The following is a 25,895-nucleotide window of genomic DNA, read 5'->3' as shown; positions in this document are numbered from 1 at the left end:
CCTCAAATAATTATATTATTTTATTGTAAAATTATATCATATTAAAAAGGCAAAGACATTTATAAGAGAAAATATCTATGGGCTAAAATCCCATAGATATTTATGATCATATTTTATTGAAACTTAGTCCATCTTCATGTCTAACTACGACAATCCTATCGCCTTCTGCTATGTCTCCTGCAATCAAAGCCCTCCCAATAAATGTTTCTATAGTTTTCTGCAAGTATCTCTTGATAGGTCTCGCCCCATAAACAGGATCATAGGAGTTTTCCAAAATATATTCTTTGGCATCTTCCCCTAACTCAATTTGAATGTCTCTATCTTTCAGCCTTCCTGCAACGAGATTAAACTGTAGCTCTATAATCTTAAATATCTCTTCTTTCTTTAAAGGCTTGAAAAATACTATATCATCAACTCTGTTTAAAAACTCAGGTCTGAAATGCTTTTTCATTTCAGCCATGACAGCTGATTGCACCTTGTCATCTATGACGGATTCATTGTTTAAGCTTTCCAGCAGATATTCGCTTCCAATATTGGAAGTCATTATTATGACAGTGTTTTTAAAATCCACCACATGCCCTTGGCTGTCCGTCAATCTTCCATCATCCAAAATCTGAAGCAGGATGTTGAAGACATCATGATGTGCTTTTTCAATTTCATCAAAGAGTATCACCGTATAAGGCTTTCTCCTTACTGCTTCCGTCAGCTGTCCTCCCTCTTCATAACCAACATATCCGGGAGGTGCACCAATTAATCTTGACACAGAGAATTTCTCCATATATTCTGACATATCTATGCGGACCATATTATCTTCCGAATCGAATAAGCCCTGAGCAAGAGTCCTTGCCAACTCTGTTTTTCCAACCCCTGTAGGTCCCAGGAATATGAAAGAGCCTATAGGTTTTCTTGGATCTTTAAGACCACTCCTTGCCCTTATCACAGCATCTGCCACTGCTGTCACTGCTTCATCCTGACCCACAACCCTCTCATGCAATATTTCATCCAGCCTCAATAACTTGTCTCTCTCATTTTCCATGAGCCTGGTTACAGGTATTCCAGTCCATTTAGAAACTATTTCTGAAATTTCCTCATCAGTTACTTCTTCCTTAAGAAGTTGCTCTCCTTTCTGCAAACTCTCAAGCTTATTCTTTTCTTCATTTAATTTTTTCTCTAATTCAGTTAACTTGCCATATTTCAATTCTGCAACCTTGTTCAAGTCATATTCCCGTTCTGCTTTCTCTATTTGGCTTTTTACATTCTCTATTTCCTTTTTTATATCTCTTATGTTTTTAATATTTCCTTTTTCTAACTCCCATTGAGCTTTCATAGAATCGCCTTGAGCTTTTAAATCCGACAGTTCCTTATTCAACGCCTCCAGCCTTTCCATAGAATGTTTGTCGTCTTCCTTCTTCAATGCTTCTTTCTCTATTTCCAACTGCATTATTCTTCTCATTATCTCATCAAGCTCCGCAGGCATGCTGTCTATTTCCGTTCTCAGCATTGCTGCTGCTTCATCCACCAGATCAATAGCCTTATCTGGGAGAAATCTGTCACTTATATATCTATTTGACAACACTGCAGCAGATATCAATGCATTATCCTGTATTCTTACACCATGATGTATTTCGAACTTCTCCTTCAAACCTCTGAGAATAGAAATTGTATCTTCAACGGTTGGAGGTTCGATTATCACAGGCTGGAATCTGCGCTCCAGTGCAGCATCCTTCTCTATATACTTCCTGTACTCATCCATAGTAGTTGCACCAATACAGTGCAACTCTCCTCTTGCCAGCATAGGTTTCAAAAGGTTTCCTGCATCCATGGCTCCTTCTGTCTTTCCAGCTCCTACTATGTTGTGTATCTCATCAATGAAAAGTATAATACTTCCGTTTGAGCTTTCTATCTCCTTTAGTACAGCCTTTAACCTCTCTTCAAACTCTCCTCTGTATTTGGCTCCTGCAATAAGTGCTCCCATATCAAGGGAAAATATGGTTTTCCCTTTAAGACTCTCAGGCACATCTCCTTTCATGATTCTCTGGGCTAACCCTTCTACTACTGCTGTCTTACCAACCCCAGGCTCTCCAATCAATATGGGGTTATTTTTTGTCCTTCTTGATAATATCCTTATAATTCTTCGTATCTCCGTATCCCTTCCTATGACAGGATCCAACTTTCCCTTTCTGGCTTCATCCACCAAATCTCTGCCGAATCTCTTCAGCGCCTCATATGTTTCCTCAGGATTAGCACTTGTTATTCTTTGATTGCCCCTGATGGCAGAAAGCTCTTTAAGAAACTTATCTTTTGTCACTCCGTATTTTTTAATTATATTTGCTGAAGGAGTGTTCCTTTCCTCGATTATAGCCATGTAAATATGCTCTGTACTGATAAATTCATCTTTAAATTTTTGAGCAATTTCTTCTGCTTTTATAAAAACTTCCTCAAATCTCCTTGTCACTGTAACACTTGCATTGGCACCATAAATTTTGGGCATCCTGAATAACTCATCATTTAAATCCTTATAATAAAAATCAATTGGAACATTCATCTTAGTCAATATTTTTGAGATAAGGCTGTCCTTTTGGGAAATTAAAGCTAGGTGTAAGTGTTCTACATCAATGGATTGATGATTAAGTTTTATAGCTAGGTTTTGAGATTCCAGAACGGCTTCCTGAGCTTTTTGTGTTAGCTTATTTATATCCATAAATCTTAACTCCTTTGACTTTGACTTTCTTTGACTTTTATATATTATTTATAACACATTCGTAATTATTCATAAATACTGATTCACCACTAAAATATGATAAATTTCTATTAATCAGATCATTTTCATAAAATATCTACCCCTTCCTTCAAAAAAGTATTTATTTCTTCCATTACCCATAATTAACAATGAAAAGATTTGATTTGCAAGCAAAATATAACACTAATATTTTATACAAAAAAGTAAAATATAATAGCAGGAGGTGATATTAATGGCAAGATCAAACCGTAAAGTAGTACCTCAAGCTACAGCCGCTCTTGACAGAATGAAATATGAAATAGCATCTGAAGTAGGTGTAAATCTTAAAGAAGGATATAATGGAGATTTATCCGCAAGAGACGCTGGAAGAATAGGCGGAAACATGGTTAAGAAAATGATAGAACAGGCTGAAAGAAGCATGTCTGGAAGATAATTGAATATATTATATAAAAAAGCACCCCTTCGGGGGTGCTTTTTTATACTCTATTCAACTATCTTGTGATAAATAAGATCTGTATACAAATTACCATTATAATTTTCGTATCTCATTCCCGCAAGAGTATATTTCTGCTTTTTCCTGAATTGGAGAGAAGCAAAATTAGGCTGAGGGCTTATGATTGTTTCTGCGAAAATATTTTTAATACCTTCATCTTTTAGATCTGCCAATAATCTTGTATATATCAAGCTGCCTATTCCCTGCCCTGTTAAGTCTGCCTTAATTGCAGTTTTGTCTACAACAACGAAATTGTCCAACTTGCTTCTATCAAAATCAGGTCTCCAATATACATCTTCAATCCAATCTGGATTTTCTGCCAGCCACTGTTCTTTTGTATATGTCATCATAAATCCATATATTTTATCATATTCAGCTACATAAAAGTGCTCCAGATTTGTGATAGCCTTAAGTAGCTTCTTCTTATAATACTTCGGATTTGACTTGTAATCATCCACTAGAAACCCTTGCTCTGATATCTTTTCTGATGTTCCTACTGAACATGCTATGGCATAAATTTCATTAAGATCACTTGGATTTGCCTTTCTCACTCTCAACAGCTTTTTCAATATAAAATGATTTAACTCCACACTGGTCTTATTAACAACTACCATCAAAATACCTCCTTTTTTAGTAAAATTGCCATTGTCAGGGGAGGTAGGAGTTATAAAAATAGCCGTGGAGGAATCCACGGCTAAGGTTTTGCATACACTAATCAAAGCGTATAACCTTATACACCCAAACCTCCTCTTCCCACGCTTACGAGGTTAGCTGACGGATTCGGGCCGAAAGAGAATGGCCCTACCTATTATAAAATAGGATTCACCCCAAATAATTGGTTCCCCCGCTTCCTTAAAGGAATTCAGCGAAAGTGTGTGTATTTATTTATTTAAGTTATTATACTATAATTATCTTAAAAAATGAATAATAATTTAAGTTGTTACAAAAACTTTACATTTCTTTCCACACTTTTATGTGGGTTGATATTATGATAATATAAACATTGTGTAGACGCAAGTTAATTTTTTTATGCCTTACATACTTTTTTTAATTTATAATTAATGGAGGTTTAAAAATGAGTATTATCGGCATTAACATAAAAAACGCAAGAACCAAGAAGAACTTGAGTATGAAAGAGCTTGCCAAAAAATCAGGAGTCACTGAACAGTATTTGGCAGATATTGAATCGGGGAAAAAGGTTCCTAATCATAAGGTTATTGAGAACATTTCAAAGGCTCTGGGTATAGCCATAGATTTGCTTGAACCATCTTATTTTTCTCAGTACTTTGAAGAAGATGGTGACAAGAAACCATCAAAACCTTCTAAAGAAAAGATTGTGGAACATAAACACGAAGAAGCTGATAACACAATATCTTCAGCTTTATCTAAAGCTGTAAGAAAGATCCCCGTTATCGATAAGATTACTTCCATCCATAACTTTCCCAGCAAAAATGATATAGTTGATTATAAATACGAGCCTGTTTTTCAAAATAAAGGCTTTAATGTCTCTGGGGAAGAATTTGTTTATTACATTGTTCAGGATGACTCTATGTCAAATTCGAGAATGCTAAAAGGAGACCTGGCTCTTATATTTATAACCGATAGCATTCGAAATGGAGATATTGTCTTATTTACATACAAAAACAAAACATATTTAAGGCGAATAGCTTATCTTGATGATGAGAATATTATCGCATATGGTGACAATTACGAATGTGAACCTTTAATACTAAACTCCACTGACATTAATATCATAGGTAAGGCTGTGAGAATAGAATTCAAGATTAAATAAATGTGTCTTTATTTAGGTTGAGGTGTTAGTCTTTCAGTCCTCTGGCTTACTTTCTGCTTTAGCAGGCTGTAGTTTACTATATATCTTTCATGAATGCCGCTTCCTATTTGCCCTAGCTCGTCATAAGCTTTGATTGCAAAAGTTATCTTGTTGTTTTCTATCTCAATTATGGATGCATTTACTGTGACCGTCATACCTTTTACCGTTGGTTCTAAATGCTCAATGCTCAAATATTTGCCTATGGTCATATATCCATCGGGCAAAAGAGGATCCACCACAGATACAGCAGCTTCGATCATTAGGGCTGACAGCACCGGTGTAGCCAATAAATCCTGTATAGAACCACTGCCATAGTATAGAGCAGTATCTTCTTCTGTTATTTCTTTTTGCATGGTTTTGGACATACCAGCATTGATATTGCAGAACTTCATACAAAACCCTCCTTTTATTTATTATAACATAATTAGTTTTATTTGTAAAAAAATTCTGTACCTTTATTTGGTATTAATATATGTTTAATTATGATATAATAATTCTGTCATTATTGTGGAGGTGAAAGGAATGAATATAAATTATGTAATATCAATAATGAAAAAAATATGTGAAACCCCAAGTCCTTCCGGATGGACAAATGCTGCTATGAACATTGTCAAAGAGGAACTTGAGTCCTTTGGAATTAATACAAGTTTTACCAATAAAGGCTCCTTATCTGCATTGATACCAGGCAAAAACCCTACGCCAAACAAAGCATTAGCTGCCCATATTGATACATTAGGAGCAATGGTAAAAAAGATAAAAGATAATGGCAGGATAGCGTTTACACCTATTGGTGGCTATACAATGAGTTCCATTGAATGTGAAAACTGTTTTATTCATACAGCAAATAATTCCATATATACAGGCACAGTTTACTCCATTAAACCATCGGTACATATTCATGAAGATTGTAAGACCTTGGAAAGAAATTTGGAAAACATGGAGATTGTTATCGATGAAAAAGTATCTTCTGCAGATGATGTGCAAAATCTAGGTATCGAGGTTGGAGATTTTATAACCTTTGATCCAAGATTTCAATACACCAACAGCGGTTTTATAAAATCCAGGCATTTGGATGATAAAGCTTGTGTCGCTATTCTCCTTGGTTTATGCAAGCATATTATGGACAATAAGATTACTCTTGAGGATTCTGTGCAAATACTGATAACCAATTATGAAGAAGTGGGTCACGGGGCAAGTGTGGGATTAATACCAAGCATAAAAGAGCTGTTATGCCTTGATATGGGTGCCCCGGGAACCGGACAAAACTCCAGTGAATATTCTGTATCCATATGTGCAAAAGATAGTGGGGGACCATATGATTTTAGCCTGAGAAATCACCTGGTAGAACTGGCAAGAAACAATAATATAGATTATAAAGTAGATATTTATCCCCATTACGGATCAGATGCCGGTGCTGCTATAAGATCAGGTTTCGATATAAAGTTCGGTCTCATTGGACCTGGAATCTATGCTTCTCATTCTTATGAGCGAACCCATAAAGATTCAATTGCTAATACCGCTGAGCTTGCATTAAAATATATACTATCAAAACCTTTAAATTACTAAAATCTTCTATTTAACCCGATAGATTTTAATAAAAAATCATTGATCCTCCGCATGCCTATGCTGCGGAGGGTTTACACATAAAAGCCCTCCATTCAAGTTGGAAGGCATATTACTATTTATATTTTCTTTTGATTTTATTGGCATTCTTATTTTTGCTGTTATTCTTTCCCTTGATGTTTCCTTTTTTCTGTTGCTCTTTTTGCTTGTCCATTCTATCATCTTTTACGGTTATTTTCTCCCCATTATTACCTTTGTTGTCCTTTTCATATTTCTTCGTTGTATTGTCATTTTTCTTTATATCATTTTTATTACTCTTTTTCTTATCATCATCTTTTAAAATTTCTTTTTCCTTGTCTTTATCATTTTTATACTTATCTTTATTCTTTAGTTGATTATTATTATCATGTTTATCTCTATCACTAGACTTGAATGCATTTTTCTTTTTATTATCTTTATTTTCTTTATTATGTTTTTTCACATCATTCTTTTTACTATCTTCATCTTCTGTTGATATAGATACAACCTCTTTTTCATTTTCAGAAATATACTTGGCAACTGACATTCCCTTCTTGTCTGCTTCTTTTTTCACTTTCTTGTCGGATACAAATGTTATTATATTACCCTCAATACTGTGAGATACCACTTCTTCCTTTATTGCCTTCTCAACCTTTTCAACCAGTTGATTTCCGTTATCGCTGCCCTTTTGATCCATAATAGCATAAACTGTTATTTCGTTTGTATTTCCTTCTTCTAAATAATTCATCTCTATGGTCTTTGTAATTATGGCTTTCACTCCGTCAACGCTGTCCATCTTTTGTACGTCTACATTCTTCAATATTTCTTTACCTTCTTCATCTAGTCCTCTGGCATTAATAATTTTACCCTTTTTATTCAAAGCAATCTCTATGCTTGGATTTATATCAATGCCTACATATGCATAAGCAGCTATGTTTTCTTGATAGAAACTTAACAGAAGGTAGCTGGAAAAAATAAGCAGCATGAAACTGGCTGCAGCAATGTATCTATTGCTTCTTAAGGCAACTTTTTTCTTAAGTATATCTCCCTCTTTGAAGCAAACCTCCATACCTTCATACATGCCATTAAAACTTTTTATTTCTATAAATGAACAGTCCTCTGCCATTATTATGGCTTTACCCTTTTTGACTTTTAACACTACACCCTTATTCATTGCATTCCACTTCCTTAAGCAAGTTATCAACATAACTTTTTATAATTTCATTTTTGCTCGTTAATATAAGACATACAGCAAGAATATATTTTTTGTTTTTATGTATCACTTTTCTGCTGACATTTAAATGCTTCTCTATTTCACTTACAGGCATTTTTTTACTATCTATTATTTTTTTCATAAGAATATCATTTTTCACTATACAAGAAGCAATTTTTACAGCATTTTTTCTGGTATCTAAATGCTTTGGACTGCTCTCTACCAGTTCCTCCAGTGATATTCCAAAGGCCGACAGTTTCCTTTTGAAATCTTCCATCTCCTCCGAAACATCTTGAGCTTCCATTTGACTGCTATCGGCAAAATACTTCTCTTCTATATTTTCATTATCATATGCTTCATTTAGATAGGAAATAGGTATTGTTTCCAAATTCTTTTTTTCTTTTCTGTAAAAATCTATCAATCTATTCTTTATTACCCTCTCTGCAAAACTAAAAAAAGATTTGGATCTATGTATATCAAATCTATCTATGGCTTCGTTAAAAGCCATCAACCCTATGCTTAATTCGTCGCAATCCCCATCAGATACAAATCTTCCTGTTTCTTTGCTTACTATATTTATAATGAAAGGTTTGTAATCCTCAATTAGCATGTTTCTTTCGGAGTTATCGCCGTTTTTGATGATGCCAATTCTTTCATTAATATCCTTTTGTTTCTTAAATGGATTTTTGAGCAACATTATCACCTAACTTCTATTATATAGATACGAAAAACTACATTTTTTGGGGCTCAAACTTTATGTTACCTAAAATTATACTGTCTCCCGTATTATATAGCAAATAGATAAATAAAACTGATTAGGAGGAGATTGACAATGAAGAAAATAAAGATGACAGCAATATGCTTATCAACTGCAATAGCCCTTTCTTCTTTTACCCCACTTGTGTTGGCTCATGCTGATAATGGCAAGGCTAAAGGGAAGGAAAAAAATCAAATCGCTAATAATATGACAATAAAAATAGCTCCAGGTCAGATTAAATTTATGTTTTCTGATTCAGAGCAGTATAAAGATATATTTTCATGGGCATTGAAGTCCATTGAAAAACTTGGTGCCAAAGGAATAATAAGCGGTTATGGAGATAGAAGCTTTAGACCTCAAAATAAAGTGACAAACCTGGAAGCATTGACTCTTATACTGAAACTTACAGATTATAAGGAGGATGCTGAGAAGAATGATAAAATTCATTCATCCCTAGCCAAGTATCAGAAGCAGTGGGGCATCAAATGGGGTTGGGGTTATCTCTATGTAGCTGTTGAAGAGGGAATTTTGCTCCCTGAAGAAATCAAAGACTTTAACCCAAACCAACCCATTAAGAGGCATGAATTGGCAAAGTATCTTGTGAGAGCCATGGGCTTAACTAAAGAAGCTGAAAAACATATGAACAGCAAGCTCGACTTCAAAGATGCCAATGCTATTCCAAAAGACTCAAGAGGTTATGTTCATGTAATCAATGAACTGGGAATTATGACTGGAAACGAAAATAAGCAATTCAAGCCAAATGAACCATTGACCAGAGCAGAAATAGCTGTTTGCATTGACAGAGCAGAAGATTACCTTAATGGTGACATTTATGAGAATGAAAATGAAGCTAAAGTGATATTCCAATCCTATATTGATGACAAACTTACTGTCAAGCAGAATGGTAAGACAGTATCATATAAGACCATAAATGATGTTATAGTTTATAAAGACAAGGAATATACAAATATTGATTCACTGGAAAAAGGTGATGTGCTGGAAATTGTTCTTAACAATTCAAAGCAAGTTATATTTATCGAAGTGATAGGTGAGGTAGAAGATAAAAATCAATCAAAATATGATAATCGTGAAGATGTAAAATTCTCCAGTGTAAATTACAACAAGTTGCCCGATGCCATAAAGAATAAAATCGATGTAAAAAGAGTTTCTAAAGGATATGAAGCTTATGAGTATGATGATGAAATTTATCTTGTAGCTTATATGGGCAAAAAGAATACAGGAGGCTATTCCATTGAAATTGAAAATGTAGAAAGATACAAAGTTAACTCAAACTACATAATTGAAGCTACTGTTGTCGAAACAGCACCAGATAAAAATACAATTTCAACTCAAGCTTTAACATACCCCTATGATGTGGTCAAGTTGAATAAGTTTGATAAATTAAGCAGAGTGTATTTTGCTGATGAAAAAGGCAACATCATAGCAAGGAAACCTATCGAGAATATAGATGAAACAACTACTGCGACAGGATATTTTTCCAAAATTGATGATGATTGCATTTACATCAAAGCAAAATCAGGATCTGCTTTCTCAAAATATGAATTGTCAGAAAATGTGCAAGTATATATTAACAATAAGGAAAAAGAGTTAGAAGATTTAAAAGAAGGTATGAAAGTAAGTCTAACTATAATATATGACTATGTAGAAAAAATATCAGCAGATTATGATGCAAAAAAAGCAGAAGGTACTATTCAGTTCGTAGATGAATCCAAAAATCAAATAAGACTTAAGCATGATAATAAACTGACTACCTACTCTTTAGCCGATGATGTAAAAATACTTGTTGATGGCATAGAATCAAGGCTTTCAGACTTGCAATTCGGTATGAAAACTGAGTTGGAGCTTTTAAACAATAAAGTTATAAAAATAGAGGCCGTTAACTATGAAGAAAGTTACCAAGGTAAAATCAAAGATATTGATATATCTCAGAATAAAGTAAAATGCATTACTTTATTGATAGACAACTCAAGAGTAAAATTCGATATCACAGAAGACACATCCTTCCATATGCTTGATGAAGATGCAGATCCTTCAAACTTGGCCATTAACAGTTTAATAAAAGTAAATCTAATAAATGGAAAAGTCATTGAAGTGATAGAAATAAAATAAATTAATACTCTATACAGTGATACAGCCCTTTAGCCCCCGCCAGGGCTGTTTTCTTTTGCATATTATTAATATTTCGATGTAGCAGTAAATATTATTATATAGTGAAAGGGGGTTGGATGTCTTTATGTCAAGTAACATGACTTATCTTCAGGGGGCATTGATACTTACAATTGCAAATCTTCTAACTGGAATATTATCATTTGTATATAGGATATTCCTATCGAAATCAATTGGGGCTGAAGGCATGGGCGTCTATCAGCTTATAATACCTCTTTATATGCTTTTTATTAGTTTGGTATCAGGAGGTTTGTCCACTTCCATATCTAAACTGGTAGCAGAGAATAAAGCTAAAGCCAATTATAGAAACATATATAAAATTATAAAAGTATCTTTACTGATGTCAGCACTATGGAGTATTGCCTTCAGCTGCATCATTTCCTTCAACGCAGATTTTTTTGCCAGAGAAATATTGAAAGACGACCGTACCTTTATTTCTGTAATAATTTTTTCCCCAGCCATAGTTTTCATTGCTTTAGGCGCCGTGCTCAAGGGCTACTTCTATGGCATTGAAAAAATTAAAATACCGGCTTATTTGGATATCATTGAGAAATTTATTAGACTTATTGTATTAATTTTTACAACTAACTATCTCATTGATTTTGGAATAGAATATGTATGCGCAGGAGCCATGACAGCAATGGTTGCAGGTGAAATAATAAGTCTGCTTTTGCTTTTTATATTATATAGGAAAAATAAATATTCATTGACAAGCAAAACCAGGACAGACTCTACCTTACATATTGTAAGCAATATACTTATGATAGTAATCCCCCTATCCCTTAGCGGGGCAATAAACACCATCATGGATATGCTTGATGCGGCACTGATTCCAGCCCAGTTGGTAAAAGCCGGCTTTTCTAAGCAACATTCTCTATCCCTTTATGGACAACTGACAGGAATGATACTTCCATTAATATATTTTCCAATGATTATAGTAGGTTCTTTATCCACTACACTTATTCCTTCTGCAGCCTTCTCATATACATCTAAAAACTGGGTTGCTTTAAATAAAAAATGCAATGATTCACTGACAATAGCCTCTGTAGTTGGTTTTGCAGCAACCATTGCATTCATGATGCATCCCAAAGAACTGTGTGATGTATTGTTCAATTGTCCTGAAGCAGATAAACTACTTTTTTGGTGTTCCATATCATGTGTTTTGGAGTACTGGTTGTTCATCCTAATGGCTATCATGAACGGTATCGGACTTCAAAAATATGTGCTGGAATCTACTATAATGAATATAGTTATTATGGTAATAAGCATTGTTGTACTTATGCCTATACCTAAATTAAATGTATATGGCTATGTACTAGGATTTGCCCTAAGTTCACTTTTTGTGGTATTAAGATGCCTGAGAATACTTAAAAAGAACACAACTATAAAATTCAACATGTTGCGATGCATCATAAAACCTCTGGCTTGTTCCATACCTATGTTGATTATAATTTGGCTTTCAAACCATTATATTGTTTCAAACACAACCTTTAAATATAACATGATACTTTCCTATGTAATAGGCCTCATAGTATACTTTGTATTGCTTCTTACATCGGGAACCATAAAACTTCATCAGGTATTCAATGTATTAAGCTTTAGAATCCCTAAAGCATAACAGGAAAGTCCATAGTAATTCATCAATATAAGGGATAAAGTAGGTAACACCACGGTGGCATCGATCAAACCGTGAACCATTATTGCAGTACAACTTCCTATAGTGCTTAGAGCAACAAATTTTACAATACTGTCTTCAGTGTTCTTAACAGCTTTATAGGATGTTGTAGTGAGATTCTCAAAAATCCACAAAAAGGATATTAAACCTAGAACCCCTGTTTCCGCAGCAAAATGCAATAATAAGTTGTGGGCATGATATATAACACCCCATAACCTGCTTGACATATTGCTTATGGAATACCATAATGTGCCTATTCCATTACCAAATATGGGATTGTCCATAAATATACGGAAGCTGGTTCTCCATATTTCCAACCGATATAGACTGCTGCTGTCTTTGTTTATATTGGCTATATCTATCCTTTCGTATGCTGTACCATTATTGAATATTACAAAGAACATAATCATCAAGACACCATATATAATCAGCCTGTTATCTCTCTTAATCAAATATACGATTATTAATGCAGCCAACAAAGAAACAAAGGCTCCTCTAGAATATGTAAATATCAACGAAATTGAGCAAAGTATCAATGACACATTCTTTAAATGGCTTTTGTCCATAGTAATAATCCAACATATAATAAAGCAGATGGAAATGACTAAATAGGCAGCAAACACATTAGGATTGTATAAGGTAGAATAAACCCTGCATATTGATGATAAGGATTCACTATATCCTGTCCAATGCTTATTTACTTGCAGCTTTCCCGAAATAAATTGATATATGCCATATGATGAAGCTATAATGGCAATGTAGTTCAAAGCATTGAACAAACTGTTTACTCCTTTTTTGCTAATATAGTATATAACCATTGAATAATATAGAATTTCTAATATTAATATGATGAAAAAAGCTATACTTGAATACTTCAAATTTGAAAAAAACACAGATATAAACATAAATATTAGAAATATAACTAGTTGCTTGTTAAGAACAATGTTACGTAGTATTCCATTGGTCTGATCCCATATGATAAAAAGTATCAATACTCCCAACACTGACAAAAAGCCAAGGGGAGGCATCAAAACTCCAGATGCCATTGTTACCATTATACATAAAGTAATGATTTTTTCCATTTTATTGCCTTCCTAGTGTAAATAATGTATTAAGAAATTGATTCCTATCATTAGCACCCGCTATGAATAACAGTAAAACTTCCCATAGCTTCTTTTTATATGCAAAACTATAGCAGGTTTTCCGCACAATAATAATGGCTTCCATTGGAAGCCTTTGAATTCCTATTATTCCGCACTAAAAAAATATTTATTGATATCATCAATAATACTCTTCAACTGGTCTTTATCCGCATAGAAGTATTTTATATTTCTTATTTTTTCTTCTTTAATAAGCCCAGCCTGCTTCAGTACCTCAAGGTGGTGGGATACTGTAGGTGTTGAAATGCCAATCATATCAGACAGCGCTTTACCATAGCTTTTGCTGTTAACTAATATTCTCAGTATCTCCATGCGAGACTTATCATCAATTACCTTTAGCATATTAGAAAGCTCTTCCAGAAGTGCCTCCTTCTTATCCCTTGTAAGCCTGCAGTCAAAAACCATATATAGCTTCTCGTCTGAATAAACTCTAATAAGCCTTGGAGAAACAAAATAAGAAGGTATTATGTAATATTCCTTAAAACCCGTAAAAAGCTTTTTAGGCTTTCCAGTAACTTTTTCTAAGGCCATCTCTATATTGTCTTTATCAATAAAGCTATTAACATAATCCACTCCATCTTCTAGTCTGTCTTTGTTTTTCTGGAACCTGTCTTGAAACCCTTTCTCATAAATGGCTTTAAGAATTTTTAATGCTTTGCTCTTAATTTCACAAGGCTTGTCAAAAAAATACATTAATATGTTATCTTCAACAATCCATTTAATCTTTTCTTGAATCTTATATCTTTCATTTTTGCTAATAAAGGCTTTATGAATCTTGTCTTTATCAATGCCTTCATTGAGCAGGTAAAAGAAGAAGTCTGTTTCATCGGTACTTTCTATATAATTAATGAATCTTTCTATGCTGAAATGCTCCTTGGTCTCAAGTACATAATTAAGAAATTCAATGCCTCCCGCTGGATAGTACTTTATACTTTGCAATGCATCAAGCTCGTCCTCACTTAGAACAGAAAGCATTTCTTCCGCCCACTTGATTTCATATTGATGATGTGCAGGATCAGTAAGCAAATGAACAGCACATATCAACTCAATAACAGATGAATAAAAGACCTTTACTACTGGAGACTCTAAATCACCATATACTTCAAGCGGCACAACAACACCCCCTTAATTCGACACTTGTCTAATATAATAATATCATCAAAAAACTTTCTATACAATAGTTGATTATATCAGAGATTTTAAACCTTCAATTTCCTGCTCTGTAAGTTCTCTATATTCACCAGGTCTTAGATTTTCATCTAATTTTAGATTACCCATGCTCAATCTTTTAAGATATATGACCTTTTTCCCAACAGCTTCAAACATTCTTTTCACCTGATGATATTTTCCTTCTTTTATCGTAATAATTACTTTTGATACTTCTGATTCCTCTAATATTTTTAGATCTGCAGGCATTGTTTTGTATCCATCGTCCAATAAAACTCCTCTATTGAAGTCTTCTATATCTTTTACACCAACTCTGCCGCTTATTTCAGCATAATATTCCTTATCTATGTTCTTTCGTGGTGATGTCAGATTATGATTCAACATTCCATCATTTGTCAGCAGCAGCAATCCTTCTGTGTCCTTATCTAATCTCCCTACAGGACTGGGCTCGAATTTAAGGTACTCTTCATCTATCAAGTCCAATACTGTATGGAGTCTCCTATCCTCTGTGGCAGTTATTACGCCTTGTGGCTTATTGAGCATCAAATAAATATATTTTCTATACTCTATCTTTCTTCCATTTACCTTAATTGTTTGTGTTTCTGGATCTATTTTTATCTCTGGATCCACTGCAACAATATCTTCAATCTCTACAGCACCGTTTTTTATCATTTTCTTTACATCTTTTCTACTGCCGTAACCCAAATTTGCCAGCACTTTGTCTAATCTCTGAAGCTCGCCCATATTAACCCTCCGTAGCATATGAATATACTTAGTATGTTCAACAACTTCACAACAATTCCTCCAATGGATTTTAAATAATAACAGAAAAGAGGTTTTACTGATTTTACATAAGCAAATTATTTTAAACACTGTAAAATTTAAAACATGGGCACCCAACTTGCATATTCACCTTCTTAAAGCTAATTCATTAACCCCAATCATAGAAGCAATAGAATTATTGATTCTTTTCTTTAAAAACAAATTAGGGTATGTTTTAACTTATCATCAATTGAAATTTAGCTTTTTCATCCCATAAAATATGCTCCTCCTTACAGTAAACAGTTTTATTGCTTTCTCTGCATACCATAAAGGGAGCTATCAGTTTTTATATGCTTATATTTGTATATTTTCTGTTGTTTTTCTCCAAAGCATAAAATGTGTGGCATTTATTATCTAACTAAAAAAGAATCTGACCTATGCCATTTTTTTCAGCCTTATTCATAAAATAATCTCCTACATAAACATCGAATATTGCTCCTCCTACCGATTTGTATAAGGTTGTTCCATATTCTGGTTTTTCTTTTCCTATTATTGAGCCCAGAGTGCTTATCTTATCTTCAGAAATCCAGTGTTCCTCAAGAGGCTTGCATAAATCTCCACTCTCTTCCTTGGCATAGTCAATATCTACAAACACTCTTTCAACTACATCAAACAGTGCCTTAGGATACTCTCTCATCTGAGGTTTATAAGAACCAATGCCTATAAAATGCTTGCCTACAAGCAAACTCCCGTCATCAGGCAGAACAGGCTCAAAGCTTGTTGTTGCAGTTATAATTATTTCTGAAGCCTCTATGAGCTTTTCTGTATTATCACATACATTTATTTCGGTATTGCCTAATACCTGATTTAATCTCTGCTTAAATGCCTCTGCCTTAGCAACACTTCTATTGAATACATTTATTTTCTTAATATCACGCACCTTGGCAGCAAACACACACTGATAGAAGCCTTGAACTCCAGTACCAACAACACCTAAAGCCTGACAATTTTCATTGGTGGTATGCTTTATGCCTGCAGCTCCTACAGCACCAGTCCTTAATGCTGTTAAAGCTGCTCCATCCATTATGCACCTTATTTTACCAGTGCGGTTGTCATTTAAAAGCACTACCCCTTGGATTGTGGGGATGTCTATTTGCGCATTATTAGGATATATTGTAAGTATTTTGGTACCTTTAACTTCATCTGTAAAGCAAGGCATATACAGATATGTTTCATTTCCATTAGAAACGCTTATTCTATCGGGCATAACAAATCGCTTTTCTTCATAGACACTCATAGATTTTTCTATAACAGAAATCAACTCATTGTAATCTGCCAAGTCAAACAGAGCTTTCTCATTAAGATATATCACTTTTATCACCTTTTCTTAATCTTTTGTCAATGTTAGTAGGAATATGTACAAGGATTTGAACATTTCCTACCATCACTTTCCACTATATTCGACAAAAAGCTAGAAAATCCTTTTGTTCAGGCATTGAGTATTTCAGATGTTAAGTAGTAATTACATATTTTAAGTCCTCAAAAATTCATTTTATTCTTTATCATCTGCCGGATTCAGAAAAGGCATATTGAGACCGACTACTGTATCAATAGGCATGGTAAAGCAAACGCTTCGGACATGGGGTTGCACGCCCTTCCTTTCTTTCATCATTATCATAGCCTTTTCCGCAGTAGTTTCCTCCACTACACAAACAATCAATTCTTTTTCGGAATCTACTGTAATGCCCATAAAATACTCATGTTGCACTCCTTCTCCACGGGAATTTAAAATGGTTGCCCCTTTAGCACCTGCCTCACGCAGCAAACTCACAACCTCATTTGCATATCCGGCATTTATAATAATAAAAAGGGCCTTCATTTTACTGCCGTTTTCCATGATTTATCATCCTCCCTTCACTAAAACGACAAATGCTCGATAGGTATGGTAAATGCGATACCGGTGTTGGGTTGGTCAAAATGAAAGTTTTCTTCTAGCATTTCCTTTACCTCATCAGATTTATTGTCAGGTAGCAAACACAATATCATCGTCTTTTGTTCCTCCGGAACTAATCCAAGGACATTTTGCAGATAACTAGCCTCAGCAGTGCCTCTGCCATATATTATATTGGCTAGATGTGCATTCTTTTCCAAAAGGGCTGACAACAGAGCATCCTTTGTTTTACGTCCAGCGATTATTACCCAAAAGGCGATTCCTATTGACTTCTTTTTTGTTGTTGAACTGCTTATGCTTATACTTAATTGTGCCATTTCTCCAACATATATGTGCTCAGGTACATTCTCTTCTTGAAACAGCGGTTTAAGATCCATAAACTCATCTTCTTCAGCAAGTTTTTGATACCTTTTCTGACGTAGTTCATATGCAATTCCCAATGCCTGTATTGCAATCAAAGGCGTAACTGATATAAATCCAATAACTCCGAAACCGCTGGTCAATATAGATTGTGCATTTATACCGACCATTGCACCAACTCCCTGAGCTACCCCCAATGTGAGCGGTGTGAGAAACGCAGAAGTAAGTGCACCGCCCGTAACCCCACCAGAATCAAAAGCTAAACCTACAAACAATGGAGAAGTGAATTTCATCATGATGATAGCAAGTGCATACAGCGGTACCAGGAAACAAAGGATGTTTATTTGCGTCAGAATTTTTATAAGTGCCAACAGTGAGGCAAACCCAATACCAATCGCCAGTGTTGTACGTATGGTCATCTTCTTAATATGGCCGTTAGTTATTTCTTCTAGTTGATCTGCCAATACAGTAACTGCCGGCTCCGACAGCGTGATGGCTGCACCGAGCACAAAACCGATCAAAAGCAGCAACCATTTAAACCATCCAGGACGATTCATATCAAGAAATATCCCTCCTATATACTTTCCTGCAAAAGCAAATCCAAAATCAATGCCTGACAGAAAAATAATCAGACCGATATAGACAATAACAGACCCAAGCATAATCTTAATGAACTCCATTTTGGGCAGCTTCACCAAGAAAATTTGGAACGGGAGGAAAAAGATAAGTACTGGGAGCAGTGCCAGAGCTACTTCACCAAGATTGGATATAATTATTTTAGCAAAGCTTTCAGCCGCACCCGGATCATACATGCCTGCTGGAGGAAGATTACCTCCGTTTAATGCCCTGAGAATGATACCATAGATAAACGCCGCTAAAATGGGACCTACCGATGCTATTCCGATGATACCAAAGGCGTCATCATTTGTCTTTCGTTTTGACATGGTGGAGGAAACACCCATACCAAGAGACAAGATGAATGGCACAGATACATCGCCAGTGGTAGCACCACTTCCATCGAAAGCCAAGGCGACAAATTCTACAGGAACGAATATAATGGTCAGAAACAGAAGAATATACAATAGGGTAAACACAGCTTTAATATTTATATCTTTCATTATACGGAGCAACGCAAAGCCGGAAAACATACCAATGCCGGCAGAAAAAACCAAAATCAACACATTACTGTTAATGACAGGCATGATCATGTTTGCTTGTCGAGCCAGAACAGCCAGAGCCGGTTCTGCAACTGTAGCAATAAGACCGAACAAGAAACCTAAAAATATTATATATGCTGGTTTTCTTAGTTTTATAAGCGATTTTCCCACTAACTTGCCGATATGAAGAATACTGATATCCAGACCTAATAGAAAAAGCGTTTGCCCTAAAATCACGCTGACGTAACCAACAACCAGTTTAAAATAGTCTAATGCACTTTCCATGGGTGCTATAAACCCACATACAACTATTATCATAACAGCAAGTGGAATGGTTGATAAAAATGTTTCTTTTAATACTCTAATCGTTTTCATTTTACCTCCTGAAATTTCACCAAATTCTAAACCTAGAATACAGCCCTATTAACTCGAACTTTAGGATTTCACAGATACTTAACTAACAATGTGCACAACAACAGAGAACATGACTTATATGATGATTAGAAGAACTTAGTACTTTCCCATGTTATTGCAAAATGTTATTTATCAACAGCTATCTCTGTGCCTTATAGCAATGATCATGTAAAAATTATTGGTAATAATCAGGTTTATTTCCATCAAAATTCAGCTACATTTATTATATGTAGCTGTAACCTTATGTTGTACCCACATACCAAATAACAACGGTGTCAGAACAAGCATGAATAGTAAAATAATAATACATAGAACCCCCTCCCTTAAGCTCCGAATGGATTCATCTGGATTTCTCTCACTTTTAATTCATGCTATGAGGTTCCTTTAGGGAATTTTAATATAAAGGTTCCAGTTCAAAGATTCCCGTAAAATAAACCGATTGACCATCAGCTTTAATGAGATGACAACAGAACTTGGGGGCATTGAAAAACTCCGCAGCGACTTCATAAGCAATATTTCACAGGAGTTCAAAACGTCCATTGTATCTATCAGAGGTTTTGCAAGACAACTTAAGAAAAGTACGCTTACAGAAAAGCAATGAGAAGAATACTCAGATATCATCATTGAATAAACTGAACGCTTGACGAGGATGTTCAGCAACATAATGCTTTTATCAAATGTGGAAAACACAGATATGCTTCTTGATAAGTCTGCCTTCTTTTTAGATGAGCAGATCCGCAAGGCAATCCTTCTCTTAAATCCCCAGATAGAAAAAGCGTCTGGAGTTGTAAATCAATCTTTGAACTATTCAGATTAATGCAAGTAAAAAATGATGAGCCATGTATGGGTAAATCTAATAGAGAATGCAATAAAATTCAGTCCGGAAAGTACCGACATTGAAATGACATCCAAATCCAACGGAAGTCATGCTGAAGTATCTATATGCGACAAAGGCATTGACATGGATAAGGAAGTAAAAATCATATTTCAGAAACCCACTCATACTGATATGTCGCTTACTTTACTTTTGACTATATTAAAAGGGAGTGCAGATACTCTAATTTAATCGTAGATTTTCATCACTCCCACAAACTTTGGCCTCTGACGATTTTTTTGTCTTTTTCAGTTTAGAACTACCACTTTAGAGAAGCTTATGCTTTTATTCTGCCAATCTATTCATATGCATTTCTTACTATTTATTATATGGCACTGACAACTATATTACCTTAACTATATTAAACATATTATCAAGCAAAGCCCAGTTTTGTATGAAGGATTCTCCTAACACCCAATAACTTATGCCTCTAAGTCCCATATTTGCTGCCATTTCATTTTTGGCTTTCATACTTCTTGCATCCTCAAACCATACAACATGTTCTACACCATTTTCATCTCTATAATTAAAATAAGGTGATTTGGCAGTTTCATCAAATTGAATTTCTGCACCAACATTAGCAGCCAACCTTACAGCTTCATCGGGGCTTATTCTTCTCGCCCATTCTCCTCCGGGTGTGTAAGGCAGTGACCAATCATATCCATACAGTGGTGTTCCCATTAAAATCTTATTCCTTGGTATTACTGAAGCAGCATAATTTAAAACTTTTCTAACTTCATTTATTGGTGCTACTGCCATAGGCGGTCCTCCCGACCATCCCCATTCATAGGTCATCAATATTACAAAGTCTACTATCTCTCCATGGGCTCTATAATCATGGGCACCATGCCAGGCACCCGCTGTAACGTCTGTATTTTGGGGCACTAGAGCTGTAGATGCAATGAAATTACTGTTATGAAGCTGGTCTGTAATTCTTCGTAAAAAGCTGTTATAGAGCTGTCTATCAGCTGGGGCTACTCTTTCAAAATCTATGTTTAACCCATAATATTCCTTATTTCTCATTATAGCCAACACATTATTTATTAAATTTTGCTGTATAGTTTCATTACTAAGAATTATATGGGCAAGCTGGGTGTCAAAATTACCGTTTCTTAAATTGGTTATTATCATCAACGATGCTATATTATTGTTCCTTGCTGTTTGAATCATGGCCTCATCATTTATATTGTTTAATGTGCCGTCTTCATTAACCTGATAACTAAAGGAACTTATATATGTCAAATACGGTGCTACTTCTTCTACATATCCTACAGCTGCTGCTCCTGCCTCAAGCTCTACATATGCATTGATTTCCATATATCCATAGTTCTTATTTTCGCTTGGTATCCTAATTTCCAATCCCGGGTAAATCAAGGCCGGATTTGATATTCTGTTATACTCGGCAAGCCTTTCAACGGTGGTCCCAAACCTTCTTGCTACACTCCACAGGGAATCTCTTGGCCTGATGATGTAGTTTCGTGCCTCTTTAGGTATAACTAATGACTGACCAACCACCAAATGAGACAAGTCTTCAATGCCATTGGTTTCAACTATCGCATTTATCGATACTCCAAATTGCCTGGCAATGGACCATAGAGTATCTCCTCTTTTAACCACATAAACAGTCATTTTAACATCCCCTAACAATAATTCTTGGTGGACCTTATTATCATAATATTCATCATACGAAAAACTGTTAAAGGATTAATAGTCAATTATCTCTATAACAGGCACCATGCCAATAGCTATACCAGTTGGATCTGAACCAACTGTTACAGCACCACGTGCTGAATCATCTACAACATCAACTAAGGTTACATTTGTACTGTATTGACACATATACTTTAGCGCCATAATTCAGTACCGTCTGAAATAATTGCTACACTACTATAGCCTCTTTGTCCGATAAATGATATTGTGTTCCACAACCCATAATTCAACTCCGTATGACATAAAATCATCAATGAACTTCTGCTAATTTTCAATATTCTTTTAGAACATATACACTGGTAATGAGACAAGTATTACTAGTTTTCTGCCAGATAGGCAGCGTATTCCAAAGGTGTTATAAACACCTTCTGCAATGCTTCATCACTTATTCGGCCAAACACCGTCTTTTCAGGCTTGCCATTCACTTCGATAATCCGCAACTTGCCATTGGATTCGATTCCAAAATCCACACTGATTTCACCTAAAAAGCATAATTTTTCTTCAAGAATTTCAGCTACTCGTATGCTAATATCTCTTAATTCAAGTAAAATAGTTTTATCAAAGCCAGCATTCTCAAAAACTTCATGAATTCTTAGAACATCATAGGTTAGATTGGTTATAAAGAAATTTCTATAGGCTACTCTGCTCATATCTGCTGTAATATTCCAGACTCCCTTTTTATTCTTCTGTACAAGCATTCGCATATCGAATACATGCCCATCTATTGAAGCAAATGAGATAAAAGGCTGAATTATATATTTTTCTGGGGTGCATTGTTTATCTATAAATATGATTAAATCATCAGCACTTTTAATAATTTTAACAGAATAAAATGTTTGAATATAAACTTTATATTCATTGCTCTGAAAGGTAAACCTGAGTATTTTATGTCCCATAGCACCTTTTACTGGTTTCATCAGCACAGTTCCTTCCTCATGAAGCATACTCAACAAATGCTCCCTGGTATATTGATATGTAGGGAGCATTAAATCTTCTAAGCCACTTTCTTTTAGAATTGAATAGACTTTATACTTATCAAATCTAGTAAAGCTATTAAAAACCTTTCCACTACCAATTACTTTTTCTAACTTATCAGTAGTTACAGTGGAACTTGTATAGCAACGATTATATATAGAATCAGGGAATCTTGTTACTTTTTCCTCCCATTTACCACTATTGAACATTATTCCTTTAATCTCTTGTTTTTCCCAGTCTATTCCACTTCTTGTGAACTTAATAAGTTCAATGGATAAATCTTCGGCTAAATTATAATAATTAATAGGTGCTAAATTATTGCATAATAATCCTACTAAATACTTCTTCATTTCAAAGTTCCACCTATTTTTTTATGACACAGCCACAAAACCCATAGCTATACCAATAGGTTCATTTCCAACTGTTATGGTACCATGTAATAAATTGTCTATAACCCCAATTATGGCAACATTTGTAGTGGATTGCAAAGACACATATACTTTGGCTCCATCGGGTGTTATTGCCAATGGATCAGGCGGATCCCCTAGCATAATTGTAATAACTACCGTATCGGTTGCTGTGTCAATAACAGATATACTATTACTAAATCCGTTTGATACATATGCTTTCGTTCCATCGGGTGTGATGGCTACTGCACGAGGCAAATCCCCTACCATAATAGTATCGATAACCGTATTGGTTGCTAAGTCAATGACAGATACATTATCACTGCCCGAATTGATCACATAAGCTTTAGTACCGTCTGGCATAATAGCTATTGCACTTGGGTTGTCACCTATTCCATCGACAGAGGTTATGGTATCAATTATTGAATCTATTGATATATCTATAACAGTAACACTATTATTATCTAAGTTAACCACATACCCTCTTGTACCATCTGGTGTGATGGCTATATCAAAGGGGGAATCCATACTGATTGTACCTGTTACTATGTCATCAGCTACATTTATAATCGAAAGTGTATTGCTAACATGATTAGCTACATAAGCTTTTGTATTATCAGGGGTGATAGCTATTCCTTGAGGGTTGTCACCTACTGGTATCACCGATATAACACTATTGCTTAAGGTATCTATAACTGACACAGTACGATCTATGTTATTAACCACATAAGCTTTAGACCCATCAGGAGTAACTGCCACTCTTGTTGGTCCTCTTCCTACAGTAATGGTTTTTATAACTGTATCAGTATTAGTATTGATTACATCAACAGTATTTCCGTTACTACCATCAAAAATAGCAACATAGGCTAATGGCAAAATTGGCAGTTTTCTGATAGAACATATATCTTTACAGCAGATGTTAATTATCGTATTATCCGCCTTTATCAGTTGAACTACATTTCCTGTTATATTTCCTACCAAGTTGCCTACAAAAGTATCACATGAAGTCTTTATCTCAATTGCGCTGCCTTCATCAATTCCTGCTAACAACTCTGCACATAAACATCCTGACACACCCATAACATACATCTCCTTAATGATATTTCAATATCCTAACCTATGTATGCTTTTATCATCACTTTCTCTATAATAGATTATGTCTCTAATAAGACAAGAGTTACTGGCTTTCTGTCATATATGCAACCTCTAGTAAAATAATTTAAAATACAATATGTTTTCATTTTGATAAGAGTTACTGGTCCCATAGCATGTATTTCCGCATATTAATATTATCAAGAGAGGTGACATACATGAAAGTTTTACTGTTGTCCATCATTGCGAAATGTGGTGTATACACCCATGTCCGTGAACTGGCCATATATCTTCAAAGACTTGGTGTAGAAGCTGTTATAGGTTTTATTCATAATGAAAGAACCATAAATAAGTTTAAATTAACTGATGCGGATCTACAGGCTATGATGAAGTCTCTAAAAGGAATAGAGCATTTTTTTTATGAATCTGATGATGATTTGTTGGATAAAATCAGTGATATGAATATATCTCTGGTACATGCCCATTCTCCCTTGGTTTTTTCTGCAGCAATGAAAGTATCGGATAAATTTGATATACCATTTGTTATAACCCTCCATAGTTCGTTAAATTGGAGTAAGCTTCATCCAATCTCAATGAGAAAAGCAGCCTGTATTATTGCAATTGGACCCGAGGTTGCAAAGTCAGCAGGCAGTGACTATCAGGATAAGATCCAGATTATCTTCAATGGTATTGATCTAGAACACTATAAGCCATTGGATAACATTAGTGTCAAAGGACCCTTGCGAATTATCTGGATGGGCAGAACTAATGGTGAAGCATCACAGGGTGCCCAATACCTTACCAGAGCAGTTCGAATACTGAAAAAAAAGGGAATAAATGTAGATGCAAAGATTATTGGGCATGCTGTAGGCGCAGATGTTGGTGGTTTGAAAAACTACAGTTGGGTACATGATCCATTACCTTACCTTTGTCGCAGCCATATTGTTTTTGCTCGTGGCCGAGCTTTGAGGGAAGCTATGGCCTGTGGAAATGTTGGAATTTTAGTTGGTCAAGGATATGGAGGCATAGTCAGAGAAGATTGGTTTGAAGAAGGTAAAATGCCTCAGCTTAGCGGTTCATTAAAACATGGATATGCCGAACATGATGTTTCACTGATTATGAAAGATATACTATTTTTCCATAGAAACCGTGAAGAACTTTCAAAAGCAAAAAAAACTGCAAGAAGAATAGCAGAAATGCATTTTGATGCAAGAACAATGGCAAAAGAAACTTATAACGTATATCAAAGAGCTCTTGAAATACATTCCCGAAAGCAAAGATAATGATATCACATTAACTTATCAATAATATCTTAAGGGTCTGTTGCAAAATCCTGATTATGCAACAGACCCTGCTATATTTATGGAGGAAATACATAGCATAAATAGA

At 35.0% G+C, this 25,895-nt stretch carries 23 protein-coding genes and 1 riboswitch; of the genes, 8 read left to right on the top strand and 15 right to left on the bottom strand.

The window, feature by feature from the left end:
- Nucleotides 1–106: 106 nt before the first annotated feature.
- The gene (gene clpB / locus BUB48_RS03820) at nucleotides 107–2,701 is read right to left on the bottom strand and encodes an ATP-dependent chaperone ClpB (RefSeq protein ID WP_073024741.1); all 2,595 of its coding nucleotides are present in this window, start codon (nucleotides 2,699–2,701) and stop codon (nucleotides 107–109) included.
- Nucleotides 2,702–2,972: 271 nt separating this feature from the next.
- On the opposite strand from clpB, the gene BUB48_RS03815 reads away from it, so the two are divergent.
- Complete coding sequence (locus tag BUB48_RS03815; RefSeq protein WP_073024739.1) at nucleotides 2,973–3,173, top strand: alpha/beta-type small acid-soluble spore protein; 201 nt, start codon at nucleotides 2,973–2,975, stop codon at nucleotides 3,171–3,173.
- Nucleotides 3,174–3,223: 50 nt separating this feature from the next.
- Here BUB48_RS03815 and BUB48_RS03810 read toward each other — a convergent pair whose 3' ends face one another.
- A complete protein-coding gene (locus tag BUB48_RS03810; protein WP_073024737.1) occupies nucleotides 3,224–3,847 on the bottom strand; it encodes a GNAT family N-acetyltransferase in 624 nt (207 codons plus the stop codon).
- Between the two features lie 128 nt (nucleotides 3,848–3,975).
- A riboswitch (cyclic di-AMP (ydaO/yuaA leader) is annotated at nucleotides 3,976–4,111 on the bottom strand.
- Nucleotides 4,112–4,308: 197 nt separating this feature from the next.
- Here BUB48_RS03810 and BUB48_RS03805 point away from each other — a divergent pair.
- Complete coding sequence (locus BUB48_RS03805) at nucleotides 4,309–5,025, top strand: LexA family transcriptional regulator (protein WP_073024735.1); 717 nt, start codon at nucleotides 4,309–4,311, stop codon at nucleotides 5,023–5,025.
- An 8-nt stretch (nucleotides 5,026–5,033) separates the two neighbouring features.
- On the opposite strand, the gene BUB48_RS03800 is transcribed toward BUB48_RS03805, so the two are convergent.
- Nucleotides 5,034–5,456 carry a thioesterase family protein gene (locus BUB48_RS03800; RefSeq protein ID WP_073024733.1) on the bottom strand — a complete coding sequence of 141 codons (423 nt, stop codon included), beginning with the start codon at nucleotides 5,454–5,456 and terminating at the stop codon, nucleotides 5,034–5,036.
- Nucleotides 5,457–5,586: 130 nt separating this feature from the next.
- Between BUB48_RS03800 and BUB48_RS03795 the strand changes: the two genes are divergently transcribed.
- A complete protein-coding gene (locus BUB48_RS03795; protein WP_073024731.1) occupies nucleotides 5,587–6,630 on the top strand; it encodes a M42 family metallopeptidase in 1,044 nt (347 codons plus the stop codon).
- 112 nt (nucleotides 6,631–6,742) lie between these two features.
- On the opposite strand, the gene BUB48_RS03790 is transcribed toward BUB48_RS03795, so the two are convergent.
- Both BUB48_RS03790 and sigI read right to left on the bottom strand, forming a co-directional pair.
- Nucleotides 6,743–7,819: an anti-sigma factor domain-containing protein gene (locus BUB48_RS03790; protein WP_073024729.1), complete on the bottom strand. Its 1,077-nt coding sequence runs from the start codon at nucleotides 7,817–7,819 to the stop codon at nucleotides 6,743–6,745.
- The gene (gene sigI / locus BUB48_RS03785) at nucleotides 7,812–8,555 is read right to left on the bottom strand and encodes an RNA polymerase sigma-I factor (RefSeq protein ID WP_073024726.1); all 744 of its coding nucleotides are present in this window, start codon (nucleotides 8,553–8,555) and stop codon (nucleotides 7,812–7,814) included. The genes BUB48_RS03790 and sigI overlap by 8 nt, the downstream gene beginning before the upstream one ends.
- A 135-nt stretch (nucleotides 8,556–8,690) precedes the next feature.
- On the opposite strand from sigI, the gene BUB48_RS03780 reads away from it, so the two are divergent.
- Both BUB48_RS03780 and spoVB read left to right on the top strand, forming a co-directional pair.
- Nucleotides 8,691–10,745 carry an S-layer homology domain-containing protein gene (locus tag BUB48_RS03780; protein ID WP_073024724.1) on the top strand — a complete coding sequence of 685 codons (2,055 nt, stop codon included), beginning with the start codon at nucleotides 8,691–8,693 and terminating at the stop codon, nucleotides 10,743–10,745.
- A gap of 124 nt (nucleotides 10,746–10,869) precedes the next feature.
- A complete protein-coding gene (gene spoVB, locus BUB48_RS03775) occupies nucleotides 10,870–12,420 on the top strand; it encodes a stage V sporulation protein B (RefSeq protein WP_073024722.1) in 1,551 nt (516 codons plus the stop codon).
- On the opposite strand, the gene BUB48_RS03770 is transcribed toward spoVB, so the two are convergent.
- The 6 genes from BUB48_RS03770 to BUB48_RS03745 all read right to left on the bottom strand — a co-directional run bounded on the left by BUB48_RS03770 (nucleotide 12,378) and on the right by BUB48_RS03745 (nucleotide 19,409).
- The gene (locus BUB48_RS03770) at nucleotides 12,378–13,559 is read right to left on the bottom strand and encodes an O-antigen ligase family protein (protein WP_073024714.1); all 1,182 of its coding nucleotides are present in this window, start codon (nucleotides 13,557–13,559) and stop codon (nucleotides 12,378–12,380) included. The genes spoVB and BUB48_RS03770 overlap by 43 nt on opposite strands.
- 165 nt (nucleotides 13,560–13,724) lie before the next feature.
- Nucleotides 13,725–14,750 carry an ArsR/SmtB family transcription factor gene (locus BUB48_RS03765; protein WP_073024712.1) on the bottom strand — a complete coding sequence of 342 codons (1,026 nt, stop codon included), beginning with the start codon at nucleotides 14,748–14,750 and terminating at the stop codon, nucleotides 13,725–13,727.
- A 72-nt stretch (nucleotides 14,751–14,822) separates the two neighbouring features.
- A complete protein-coding gene (locus BUB48_RS03760; protein ID WP_073024710.1) occupies nucleotides 14,823–15,548 on the bottom strand; it encodes a pseudouridine synthase in 726 nt (241 codons plus the stop codon).
- A gap of 436 nt (nucleotides 15,549–15,984) precedes the next feature.
- Entirely contained in the window at nucleotides 15,985–16,938 is a 954-nt protein-coding gene (locus tag BUB48_RS03755; RefSeq protein ID WP_073024708.1) for an ornithine cyclodeaminase family protein, read from the bottom strand.
- A gap of 180 nt (nucleotides 16,939–17,118) precedes the next feature.
- Nucleotides 17,119–17,463, bottom strand: a complete 345-nt coding sequence (locus BUB48_RS03750) for a P-II family nitrogen regulator (protein ID WP_073024706.1) — start codon at nucleotides 17,461–17,463, stop codon at nucleotides 17,119–17,121.
- Between the two features lie 20 nt (nucleotides 17,464–17,483).
- Nucleotides 17,484–19,409, bottom strand: a complete 1,926-nt coding sequence (locus BUB48_RS03745) for a DUF1538 domain-containing protein (protein ID WP_073024704.1) — start codon at nucleotides 19,407–19,409, stop codon at nucleotides 17,484–17,486.
- 703 nt (nucleotides 19,410–20,112) lie between these two features.
- On the opposite strand from BUB48_RS03745, the gene BUB48_RS17960 reads away from it, so the two are divergent.
- The gene (locus BUB48_RS17960) at nucleotides 20,113–20,265 is read left to right on the top strand and encodes a hypothetical protein (protein ID WP_175548346.1); all 153 of its coding nucleotides are present in this window, start codon (nucleotides 20,113–20,115) and stop codon (nucleotides 20,263–20,265) included.
- Nucleotides 20,266–20,277: 12 nt separating this feature from the next.
- Nucleotides 20,278–20,514: an ATP-binding protein gene (locus tag BUB48_RS03740; RefSeq protein ID WP_073024702.1), complete on the top strand. Its 237-nt coding sequence runs from the start codon at nucleotides 20,278–20,280 to the stop codon at nucleotides 20,512–20,514.
- 150 nt (nucleotides 20,515–20,664) lie between these two features.
- On the opposite strand, the gene BUB48_RS03735 is transcribed toward BUB48_RS03740, so the two are convergent.
- From BUB48_RS03735 to BUB48_RS03725, 4 genes are all read right to left on the bottom strand, one after another.
- On the bottom strand, nucleotides 20,665–21,951 hold the full coding sequence (locus tag BUB48_RS03735; RefSeq protein ID WP_073024700.1) for a glycoside hydrolase family 18 protein: 1,287 nt from the start codon (nucleotides 21,949–21,951) through the stop codon (nucleotides 20,665–20,667).
- 75 nt (nucleotides 21,952–22,026) lie between these two features.
- Nucleotides 22,027–22,176, bottom strand: coding sequence for a hypothetical protein (locus tag BUB48_RS17955; RefSeq protein WP_175548345.1), 150 nt, complete (start codon nucleotides 22,174–22,176; stop codon nucleotides 22,027–22,029).
- A 173-nt stretch (nucleotides 22,177–22,349) separates the two neighbouring features.
- The gene (locus BUB48_RS03730; RefSeq protein ID WP_073024698.1) at nucleotides 22,350–23,357 is read right to left on the bottom strand and encodes a YheC/YheD family protein; all 1,008 of its coding nucleotides are present in this window, start codon (nucleotides 23,355–23,357) and stop codon (nucleotides 22,350–22,352) included.
- Nucleotides 23,358–23,378: 21 nt separating this feature from the next.
- Complete coding sequence (locus BUB48_RS03725) at nucleotides 23,379–24,494, bottom strand: YncE family protein (RefSeq protein ID WP_073024696.1); 1,116 nt, start codon at nucleotides 24,492–24,494, stop codon at nucleotides 23,379–23,381.
- A gap of 230 nt (nucleotides 24,495–24,724) precedes the next feature.
- Here BUB48_RS03725 and BUB48_RS03720 point away from each other — a divergent pair, with 230 nt between their 5' ends.
- Nucleotides 24,725–25,789 carry a glycosyltransferase family 4 protein gene (locus BUB48_RS03720; RefSeq protein ID WP_073024694.1) on the top strand — a complete coding sequence of 355 codons (1,065 nt, stop codon included), beginning with the start codon at nucleotides 24,725–24,727 and terminating at the stop codon, nucleotides 25,787–25,789.
- Nucleotides 25,790–25,895 lie beyond the last annotated feature (106 nt).

The sequence above is a fragment of the Lutispora thermophila DSM 19022 genome (assembly GCF_900142105.1).
GTDB lineage: Bacteria > Bacillota > Clostridia > Lutisporales > Lutisporaceae > Lutispora > Lutispora thermophila.
Note: the sequence above shows the minus strand (reverse complement) of the source record. Positions and strands in the feature narration are given on the sequence as shown.